The 6,087-nt window shown below is 71.7% G+C and carries 6 protein-coding genes; 2 read left to right on the top strand and 4 right to left on the bottom strand.

The window, feature by feature from the left end; genetic code table 11:
* Window positions 1–54: 54 nt before the first annotated feature.
* Both B4E97_RS12155 and B4E97_RS12150 read right to left on the bottom strand, forming a co-directional pair.
* Window positions 55–1,122 carry an aspartate-semialdehyde dehydrogenase gene (locus B4E97_RS12155; RefSeq protein ID WP_286960038.1) on the bottom strand — a complete coding sequence of 356 codons (1,068 nt, stop codon included), beginning with the start codon at window positions 1,120–1,122 and terminating at the stop codon, window positions 55–57.
* A 54-nt stretch (window positions 1,123–1,176) separates the two neighbouring features.
* Window positions 1,177–2,445, bottom strand: a complete 1,269-nt coding sequence (locus B4E97_RS12150) for an aspartate kinase (RefSeq protein ID WP_286960037.1) — start codon at window positions 2,443–2,445, stop codon at window positions 1,177–1,179.
* Between the two features lie 182 nt (window positions 2,446–2,627).
* Between B4E97_RS12150 and B4E97_RS12145 the strand changes: the two genes are divergently transcribed.
* Window positions 2,628–3,908: a glycosyltransferase gene (locus B4E97_RS12145; RefSeq protein ID WP_286960036.1), complete on the top strand. Its 1,281-nt coding sequence runs from the start codon at window positions 2,628–2,630 to the stop codon at window positions 3,906–3,908.
* A gap of 1 nt (window position 3,909) precedes the next feature.
* On the opposite strand, the gene B4E97_RS12140 is transcribed toward B4E97_RS12145, so the two are convergent.
* Together B4E97_RS12140 and recR are read right to left on the bottom strand one after the other, a co-directional pair.
* On the bottom strand, window positions 3,910–4,479 hold the full coding sequence (locus tag B4E97_RS12140; RefSeq protein WP_286960035.1) for a DUF5063 domain-containing protein: 570 nt from the start codon (window positions 4,477–4,479) through the stop codon (window positions 3,910–3,912).
* Window positions 4,472–5,071, bottom strand: a complete 600-nt coding sequence (gene recR, locus B4E97_RS12135) for a recombination mediator RecR (RefSeq protein WP_286960034.1) — start codon at window positions 5,069–5,071, stop codon at window positions 4,472–4,474. The genes B4E97_RS12140 and recR overlap by 8 nt, the downstream gene beginning before the upstream one ends.
* Before the next feature lie 134 nt (window positions 5,072–5,205).
* Here recR and B4E97_RS12130 point away from each other — a divergent pair, with 134 nt between their 5' ends.
* A complete protein-coding gene (locus B4E97_RS12130; RefSeq protein WP_286960033.1) occupies window positions 5,206–6,030 on the top strand; it encodes an LLM class F420-dependent oxidoreductase in 825 nt (274 codons plus the stop codon).
* Window positions 6,031–6,087 lie beyond the last annotated feature (57 nt).

The raw sequence follows: 6,087 nt of genomic DNA, 5'->3' as shown, positions 1-6,087 counted from the left end.
GAGGAAACACTCACGATCTTTGGGCGTGCGGGCGCCGGGTGCGCGGCGGCCGGGTCAGGCGGTGCGCAACCCCAGCTCGGCGGCCACCAGCTCGGCGATCTGGACGGCGTTGAGCGCCGCGCCCTTGCGCAGGTTGTCGTTGGCGACGAACAGCACGAGGCCCTTGCCGTCGTCGACGGACTGGTCCTGGCGGATGCGCCCGACGTATGACGGGTCGGCGCCCGCCGCCTCGAGGGGCGTCGGCACGTCGCGCAGCTCGACGCCCGGCGCGGACGCCAGCAGCTCGGTGGCCCGCTGCACCGAGATGGGGCGGTCGAACTCGGCGTTGATCGACAGCGAGTGGCCGCTGAAGACGGGGACGCGCACGCACGTGCCGGAGACGCGCAGCTCGGGCAGGGCGAGGATCTTGCGCGACTCGTTGCGGAGCTTCTGCTCCTCGTCGGTCTCCAGCGAGCCGTCGTCGACGATCGAGCCGGCCATCGGCAGGACGTTGTAGGCGATGGGGGCGACGTACGTGGCGGGCTCGCCCAGGTCGACGGCCGACCCGTCGTGGGTCAGGCCCTCGATGGCGCCCTCGCCCGCGTCGGTGCCGCGGCGCACCTGGCCGGCCAGCTCCTCGACGCCGGCGAGACCGGAGCCCGACACGGCCTGGTAGCTGGAGACCACGAGCCGCTGCAGGCCGGCCTCGTCCGCGAGGGGCTTGAGCACCGGCATCGCGGCCATGGTCGTGCAGTTGGGGTTGGCGATGATGCCCTTGGGGCGGTCCTTGATCGCGTCCGGGTTGACCTCGGAGACGACCAGCGGGACCTCGGGGTCCTTGCGCCAGCCGGAGGAGTTGTCGACCACGACGACCCCGGCCTCGGCGAAGCGCGGCGCCTGGGCCTTGGAGGTCGTGGCGCCCGCGGAGAAGATCGCGATGTCCAGGCCGCTCGGGTCGGCGGTCGAGGCGTCCTCGATCGTGATCTCCTGCCCGCGATAGGTCAGGGTCTTGCCCGCGGAGCGCGCCGAGGCGAACAGCCGCAGCGAGGCGACCGGGAAGTCGCGCTCCTCGAGGATCCGCAGGACGACGGTGCCGACCTGGCCGGTGGCGCCGACGACGCCGAGGTTGACTCCAGTGCTCATGTCAGTCTCCTAGTGCAGCAAGCGAGCTCGGTATGGCGGAAGGCCCGCCAGGCGTCAGCGTCCGGTGCCGCCGTAGACGACGGCCTCACCGGACGCGCTGTCCAGCCCGAACGCCGTGTGGACGGCGCGCACCGCGTCGTCGAGCTGGTCGTCGCGGGTGACGACCGAGATGCGGATCTCCGAGGTGGAGATCATCTCGATGTTGATGCCCGACTGGGCCAGCGCCCGGAAGAAGGTCGCCGACACCCCGGGGTTGGACTTCATGCCCGCGCCGACGAGCGAGAGCTTGCCGATCTGGTCGTCATACTGCAGCGACCGGAACCCGACGCGGTCCTGGACCCGGCCGAGGAACTGGGCCGCCTGCGGGCCGTCCGTCTTGGGCAGGGTGAAGGAGATGTCGGTCAGGCCGGTCTCCACGGCCGAGACGTTCTGCACGATCATGTCGATGTTGACGCCCGCCTGCGACAGCGCCTCGAAGACCTCGGCGGCCTTGCCCGGGTTGTCGGGCACGCCGACGATCGTGATCTTGGCCTCGCTGCGGTCGTGCGCGACTCCGGAGATCAGGGATGCTTCCACGTCTGCTCCTTCGGGGTGGTCCATGACGAGGGTGCCCTCCTTGTGGGAGAAGGACGACCGCACGTGGATCGGGAGGTTGTAGCGGCGGGCGTACTCGACGCAGCGCAGCATGAGGATCTTGGCGCCGTTGGCGGCCAGCTCGAGCATCTCCTCGCTGGACACGCGGTCGAGCTTGCGCGCCGTCGGGACGATGCGGGGGTCGGCGGTGAAGACGCCGTCGACGTCGGTGTAGACCTCGCAGACGTCCGCCTCGAGCGCCGCCGCCAGCGCCACGGCCGTGGTGTCCGAGCCGCCGCGGCCGAGGGTGGTGATGTTCTTGGTCTCCTGCGAGACGCCCTGGAAGCCGGCGACGATCGCGATGTGGCCGTTGTCCATGGCCCCGCGGATCCGCCCCGGCGTTACGTCGAGGATGCGGGCCTTGCCGTGCTGCTCGTCGGTGATGATGCCCGCCTGGCTGCCCGTGAACGACTGGGCGGTGTAGCCGAGGTTGGCGATCGCCATCGCCATCACGGCCATCGAGATGCGCTCGCCGGCGGTGAGGAGCATGTCCATCTCGCGCAGCGGCGGCAGCGGGCTGATCTGGGTCGCCAGGTCGATGAGCTCGTCGGTGCTGTCACCCATGGCGCTGACCACGACGCAGACGTCGTTGCCGGCCTTCTTGGTCTCGACGATCCGGCGGGCGACACGCTTGACGCTGTCGGCGTCCGCGACGGAGGAACCGCCGAACTTCATGACCACCAGGCTCACGGTGTCGCCTCTCGGGACGGGGATGGGGCGGTGCCAGCCTAGCGAGCGCAGCCGCCGCGCCTGGTCAGCGCCGCATCCCGAGATGTCGGGTCGAACCCAGGCCGATGGACCTACCTCAGGCGGTCACATCGGCCTGGCGTGCGAAGGCGGGCCGATGTGACCGCCTCGGGTAGGTTCAGGAGGTGCGCTACCTGCTGCTCGCGTGGGGCTCGCGCGGCGACGTCCAGCCCTTCGTCGCCCTGGGGCTCGGCCTGCGCGCCGCGGGGCACGAGGTCACCGTGGCCGCGACCCTGGACTTCGAGGCGTGGATCCGCGAGGCGGGGCTCGGCTACACGGACTTCGGCGTGTCGGTGGCCGAGCTGTCCCGGACCGACCTCGGCCGCCGGTGGCTCGGGGGCACGTCCCGCAGCACCGTCGCCGAGCTGCGGCTCATGCACGAGGTCAGCACCCTGGCCGCCGACGTCGTCTCCACCACCCTGCTGCGCGCGGCGCCCGACCACGACGTGCTGCTGTCGAGCACGCTGACCTTCGAGGCCGGGTGGGCGCTGGCCCGCGCCACCGGGATCGGTCACGCCATCGCGCTGTTCGCGCCGGTCCTGCAGACCTCGCTCGGCTCGTCCTACGTGTATGCCGCCCTCCCCGGCCGCCGCACGATCCTCAACCGGGCCGTCGGCGCCCTCACGTCCACGGCCGTCCAACCGGTCATCGCGCCGGTGGCGGCCGAGCTGCGCCGGCGCCTGGGCCTGCGGCGCCCCGGCCCGCGTCAGCTCCTCCACGACATCCGCTCCACGCCGACGCTCATGGCGGTGAGTCCCCACGTCGTGCCGCCGGCGCCCGACTGGCCGATGCCCGTGCAGGTCACGGGCTTCTGGACGCTCCGGGGCGGCGCCGGCCTCGACGACGGCGGCGGCCACGTCCCCGGCCGCGTCGCCGACCCGACGATCGTCGACTTCCTCGAGGCGGGTCCGCCGCCGGTCTACGTCGGCTTCGGGTCGATGAGCGCGGCCGACCCCGAGGCCAGCTCGCGGCTGCTCTCCGAGGCCGTCCGGGCCGCGGGCGTGCGTGCCGTGGTCCTGCGCGGCAACGCCGACCTGCACGTGACCGGCGACGACGCGCTCACCGTCGAGGGCGCACCCCACGACTGGCTCTTTCCCCGTATGGCGGCCGTGGTCGGGCACGGCGGGGCGGGCACGACCGGGGCGGCCTTTCGCGCCGGGGTGCCGCAGGTCGTGGTGCCGCACATGGGCGACCAGGCCTACTGGGGGCGGCGCGTCCACGCGCTCGGCTGCGGGCCGGCGGCCATCGCGCGACGAGAGCTCACCCCGGAGCGGCTGGCGGACGGCATACGAGCTGCTCTGTCACCCGGATGTGCCGTCGCGGCCGCCAGGCTCGGCGACGAGGTGCGCGCCGAGCACGGCGTGGCGTCAGCGGTGGATCACCTGACGCGGATCTTCGACCGCTGACTCAGGTGTGCAGCGCGTCGAACTCCGCCTCGGCCACGATCTCCTCGTCGGCGTCGAGCCGGATGTGGGCGAGCACCGACTGCAGCACGCGCAGCGCCGACGCCGCCCGGTCGCCCCACGAGGACAGGTAGGAGAACTGCCACCACCACAGCGCCTCGACCGGACGCCCGGCCTCGTGGTGCTGCAAGCCGTGGACCAGGTCGACGACGATCGAGGCCAGGTCGTTGGACAGGGACCCCGCGGTCAGCTCGACGGACGTGACGGGGTCGACGACGTCGGCATACTCGTCCAGCCCCTCGAACAACCGCGCCAGACCGGCGCGGACCGGGTCCGTGTCGACGTCGGGTCCGGGGTCTGGCTCGAACTTCTCGACCAGCACCACGTCCTGGATGGCCCCGAGGCGCGCACCCGTCAGCAGCACCTGCGAGAGCCCCAGCAGCAGGAAGGGGATCGCGGAGTCGGGCGCATCACCCCTGGCCACGTCGGTCACGATGTCGCAGAAGGCGCGCACGTCCTCAGCGGTCTGGCGCTCCACCGCGGCCAGGTCGTCGGCCATCGTCGGTTCAGACATTGAGCATCCTCCTACCCTCGAACGCCCTCCCGAGCGTGACTTCGTCGGCGTACTCCAAGTCTCCACCCACCGGCAGACCGCTGGCGAGGCGGCTGACCTTGAGCCCCATGGGCCCGAGGAGCCGCGCGAGATAGCTCGCGGTGGCCTCGCCCTCGAGGTTGGGGTCCGTGGCGATGATGATCTCAGTGATCTCGGTGCTGCCGAGCCGGGCCATCAGCTCGGTGATGCGCAGGTCGTCCGGGCCGATGCCGTCGATCGGGCTGATCGCGCCGCCGAGCACGTGGTAGCGCCCCCGGAACTCGCGCGTCCGCTCGATCGCGACGACGTCCTTGGGCTCCTCGACCACGCAGATCAGACCTGCCTCGCGGCGAGGGTCCCGGCAGATGCGGCACTGCTCGGCCTCGGCGACGTTGCCGCACACCACGCAGAAGCGCACCTTGGCCTTGACCTGCACGAGCGCGTCCACGAGCCGCTGCACGTCGACCTGGTCGGCCTGCAGCACGTGGAACGCGATGCGCTGCGCACTCTTGGGGCCGACCCCGGGAAGTCTCCCGAGCTCGTCGATCAGATCCTGGACAGCACCCTCATACACATCCGCGAGCCTATGCCCTGGCACCGACAAACCCCGTCGCGCCGGGCTGACGATCACGAGTGACCGGGCTCCCCGGGGCCAAGGTTGTCGTGCTCGGGTGGTGGGGTCCGCGCTCGTCGGCCAGAGTTGACCGTATGACGACCGCCGCCGCCTCGCGCCCCATCCGCATCGGGCTCCAGCTGCAGCCTCAGCACGCCACCTATGCCCAGCTCCGCGACGCCGTCAGCCGGGCCGAGGACCTCGGCGTGGACATCGTCTACAACTGGGACCACTTCTACCCGCTCAACGGCGACCCGGACGGTGCGCACTTCGAGTGTTGGACGCTGCTCGCCGCGTGGGCCGAGCAGACGACGCGGGTGCAGCTCGCGCCCCTCGTGACGTGCAACAGCTACCGCAACCCCGACCTGCTCGCCGACATGGCCCGCACGGTCGACCACATCAGCGACGGCCGGTTGATCCTCGGCATCGGCTCGGGCTGGTTCGAGCGCGACTACGACGCGTACGGCTACGAGTTCGGCACCGCCGGCTCGCGGCTCGACGACCTCGCCGAGTCGATGCCCCGCATCAAGGCGCGGTGGGCGGCGCTCAACCCGCCGCCCACGCGCGACATCCCCGTCCTCATCGGCGGCGGCGGCGAGCGCAAGACGCTGCGGATCGTGGCTCAGCACGCCGACATCTGGCACACCTTCGCGACGGGCGAGGAGCTCGCGCACAAGGCGTCGGTCCTGCGTGACCACTGCGCCTCGGTCGGACGGGACCCCGCCGAGATCGAGATGTCGGTCGGCGTCGGCGGACGCGGGCGTGACGGGCGGCAACCCGAGGCCCCAGAGGTGGAGGGCACACCGCTGCTCGAGCTGGGCGCGACGACCTTCACGATGGGCATCAGCGGGCCGGACTACCCGATGGAGCACGTGGAGCCGTGGCTGCGCTGGCGGGACGAGCTCAACGCCGCCCGCTGACCCAGCACGCCCACGCCCGCAACACCGTGCACTCCCCGCGCTCGCAGCTCACAAACG

The sequence above is a fragment of the Arsenicicoccus sp. UBA7492 genome, from assembly GCF_002479615.1.
Lineage (GTDB): Bacteria > Actinomycetota > Actinomycetes > Actinomycetales > Dermatophilaceae > Arsenicicoccus > Arsenicicoccus bolidensis.
This window is presented reverse-complemented; position numbering and strand designations above follow the sequence as displayed.